The organism is bacterium (genome assembly GCA_023230585.1).
GTDB lineage: Bacteria > Ratteibacteria > UBA8468 > B48-G9 > JAFGKM01 > JALNXB01.
Genome location: JALNXB010000105.1, coordinates 1 through 3492 on the forward strand (window position 1 = coordinate 1; position 3492 = coordinate 3492).

Genomic DNA, 3492 nt, shown 5'->3' on the forward strand with positions numbered 1-3492 from the left:
CCCAGTTTCAGGTCGCCGATCGCCTCAAGAAGTTTTGCCAGCGTCTTGTTCCGTCTTTCGACCGTATTGCCCAGTTTATTGGAATTCACATCAAGATCATCAAACAAACCCTTGATATCACTTTCACTGTCAAATCCTTTTGCTGAGCTTTCAATATTACGGAAAACGGCAGCCAGCGTTTCATTGAGATTGGCATTGTTACGTGCCTTGGCGCGTACGTTGAAAAACAGCTCGCTTGGCAGGATATAAAATCCCTTTTCCTTCACAGTATCCGCGCGTCCGAATTCCGCTTTATCATCGGATAACTTTGCATAGTCAAAATCCTGATTGCCTGCGCGACTTTCGTCTTTATTGATGTAGGCGGTCAGATTTTCGCTGATGAAGCGATAAAAGAGCATGCCCAGTACATATTGCTTAAAGTCCCAGCCGTCCACACTTCCCCGGAGATCATTGGCGATCTGCCATATAGCGCGGTGTAGTTCAGCGCGTTCTTGTTCTTTGGTAGTATTGTGATTATTTGCCATTTAATTATCCTTCCCAGGGTCGATTCTGCGACTTTATACAAAGCGCGTTTGTACTGAGTTTATGTCCCGATAAGCATTTATTATACCTTTACAAGGTATAAATGTAAAGGTTTGAAAGCGATATTACAAACAATACTTGCCCATATACTTTTTACTCAGAATCTCTGTTTATGCTCATTATTTGAAGTGCTTCCTTGAGATTTGTGGGGATTTTACTTATAAATCTTCCTTAATTGGGATAAATATAGGTTTATGGTTCTCATCATAAATAAATGATCTGAATTTACCAGGTTCAGGGTTAATATATTCATATGGCATGCCCATTATACCAGCTAATACTTCTGCAAACATTTCATCACTCCAATTTTCAAAAACGGGCTTAGAGCTTAAACCTTGCAAAGGTACCATGCTAGTTCTAATAATTTTATCATCATTATTCGTATCTTCGTACGAAATAAATTTTGGGGTCCTATTCATTCTTAAATATGTATTAAAAACTACTGCTGACATTTCTATAAATTGATATGGATGTAACTCAAACATATAAAAATCATCCAGTTTAATTGATTCTTTTACTGCCTCCATATCTTGAAGATTAGCAACAAGTCCAATTTCACCAAACCTCATAGCTATAAACATCTTGAAATGTTTGTCATAGAAATCCCACTGATATTCAAGTTTTTTCGGCTTTTGAGTGTTAACAATAAATATTGATGCAGGGAAAAAGTTTTCACAACTATGACCTCCCCTGATACCCATAAGAAACATATAATGTGCTCGAAATAATTCAACATATTCTTTATTAAGGATTGTTCCTTCATCGGGATTTTTACGGTTTTTTAAAAGAAACATTTCCTTATACATTAATCCATAGTATATCTTGCCAAGCCAATAAAATAAATCCATTTTGTTTAGCTTGCAAAATTCTTGATAACCCTTGCTTTCTGCTTGAGATACTCTTGTCTCAAGAGAACTCAGATACTTAGTATTGCAATCAGAACAACAAGGTATTGTTAATTGTCTATACTTAATATTTGTACCATTTATCAAACCCAGTTCTTGATTCCATAGATTGTATTTTTCTTGCAACCACTTTGGAATCACATGTTCATCGGATCTATTGCTATCATTGAGCTCTTCACCACACAAAAAGCAACAACTATCATCATAATTTCTTTTATCTATTTTATAAAAAATACTGTCAGCATCAATTTGATTCACTTTATTCATAACCAGCACCCTTATTTATTCTTAATTATAATTTATAATATTTTTTTGATAAGTATCAAGTTCATAATAAAAATAGGCCACTGGTTGTTATGCCGATGGCCAGAGGGGGACTTATTATTGCTAGGTGCCAGAACCTGGGTAAATATAAAGTGATTTTTGATGGAAAGCAGTAGTGAAGTTTGATGTGTGACGGGGGTCACAGATTAAAAAGACTCATCTGTTGTTGGCGATGTTGTGGAGCCGCTGACAATCGTGCCTTTAACTTTTGTTCTTCAGCGCTTAATAATGCTTTTACCGCTGGAAGCAAACGAGCCCATTCTTTTTTAGCTTGAGCCACTGTATATCCTTTTGTAGACAACTTCCACTCTCTTTCACGCTCCCACCAGGGTGAGTCTTTAATTTTGTTACAAACAGCGCTCTCGAAATAAAATGACAGCAATCTTGCGTTATATACCTGAACGCCGAGTTGTTTTGCGGCCTTATCTATGTTATTTCTACCTGTTTTTGTGTGTTTGTCAATTCCTGTCCATACCGGAAAACTGCTATTTGATGTTTTGGGTAGATAATCCGTGCTGGGTATTGAATTCGTTATTGCCAAATATGCTGCCGCAATAATAAAGGCTTTATCCCATGACCAAGCTGCTTTTTTTAAAGATACTTTTGCGTTTTGAACCATCTTTATTTGATCATTTGATTTTGCCTGTTTGTCAGCCCAATTCCAAAAGGTGATTGGATCTTTTACAGCATCGGCAACTTTCTTTATATGAATATCATCAGCATTGGCTTGTAAGACGCTAATTTTACCCTCAGAATATTCATATGCTAACGAGCCCAAACCGGCCGCATTTTTATTTTTAACCGCTGAAGCTATATTTAGAAAATGATCGGTTATGATTTGAATGTCATTATCAAAACTTATATTTAAACCATATGTCCAACATTCCTCAAAATTAATAACAGCTAATCGACCCCTAAGCCAAGAGAAATCGCCGTTTTGAATAATTAAATTAATGGCCTTTTGGGTCATATCCTGATCACCGCGTCTTACGGCTTTCTGTAAAAATGACCTTGCAATTTGGTCTGTACCGGGTTTTACATGTGGAATCATTAATTTTCTTTATTTTATTAAAATAATATACATCATAAATTTTTCATTCCAAATCCAACATCAAAACATATGCCAAGATAGTGCTGTCGATTTTTGGAAGGATCATGGGGGAATTTAATAAGGATTGCCGGGTTGTGAAAGGGCTGATTATTTTGTGTGACGGGGGTCACAGAGTTGATCTCTCATACTTATTATAATATTGTACAAAATAGTTTACATAATGCTTGACATCTGAATAAAAATGTATTATATTATGGTAAAGGCTGGATTCCCGGCCTTATCCGAAAAAACGAAAATCCCGAAAATAACGAAACCTGACGAAACGACTAAAGCTCCGGCCGGAGCGCTTTTTGAGTAACATTTTTAGGCTGAAATCAGCCTGCTGCATGCCGAAAGGCGTGCCTATTAACCAGAGGTAAAACTCATGCAAAAACTTGAACTAAACGATTTTTATCTGGCCGCGTATTTGATCGCGTCTGGATATGAAATGCTGGACATTTCCCGTATCGGGAACCAGAGCATTTTTATTTTTGGAGGATCCGAGGGAATCCGCCAGAAAGTGGGCAACTATTACGCGAACATAGCGGATGTGAATGCGCCGCGCTTTGCCCAGGAGATAAAGAAGCTGAA

Annotated in this window: 4 protein-coding genes; 1 reads left to right on the top strand and 3 read right to left on the bottom strand. The window is 37.1% G+C overall.

Annotated features, from left to right (window positions below):
• The 3 genes from M0P98_09380 to M0P98_09390 all read right to left on the bottom strand — a co-directional run.
• The coding region (locus tag M0P98_09380) for a type I restriction-modification system subunit M N-terminal domain-containing protein (protein MCK9267057.1) at positions 1-524 on the bottom strand (524 nt) is incomplete at its 3' end.
• Positions 525-740: 216 nt separating this feature from the next.
• Complete coding sequence (locus M0P98_09385; GenBank protein MCK9267058.1) at positions 741-1754, bottom strand: hypothetical protein; 1014 nt, start codon at positions 1752-1754, stop codon at positions 741-743.
• Positions 1755-1950: 196 nt separating this feature from the next.
• Complete coding sequence (locus M0P98_09390; protein MCK9267059.1) at positions 1951-2862, bottom strand: hypothetical protein; 912 nt, start codon at positions 2860-2862, stop codon at positions 1951-1953.
• A 424-nt stretch (positions 2863-3286) separates the two neighbouring features.
• Here M0P98_09390 and M0P98_09395 point away from each other — a divergent pair.
• Positions 3287-3492: DUF5659 domain-containing protein (locus M0P98_09395; protein ID MCK9267060.1), on the top strand; the 206-nt coding region annotated here is incomplete at its 3' end.

Coding starts and splice junctions, on each gene's coding strand:
- M0P98_09390 (MCK9267059.1), bottom strand. CDS start 2,862: ATGATTCCACATGTAAAACCCGGTACAGACCAAATTGCAAGGTCATTT.
- M0P98_09385 (MCK9267058.1), bottom strand. CDS start 1,754: ATGAATAAAGTGAATCAAATTGATGCTGACAGTATTTTTTATAAAATA.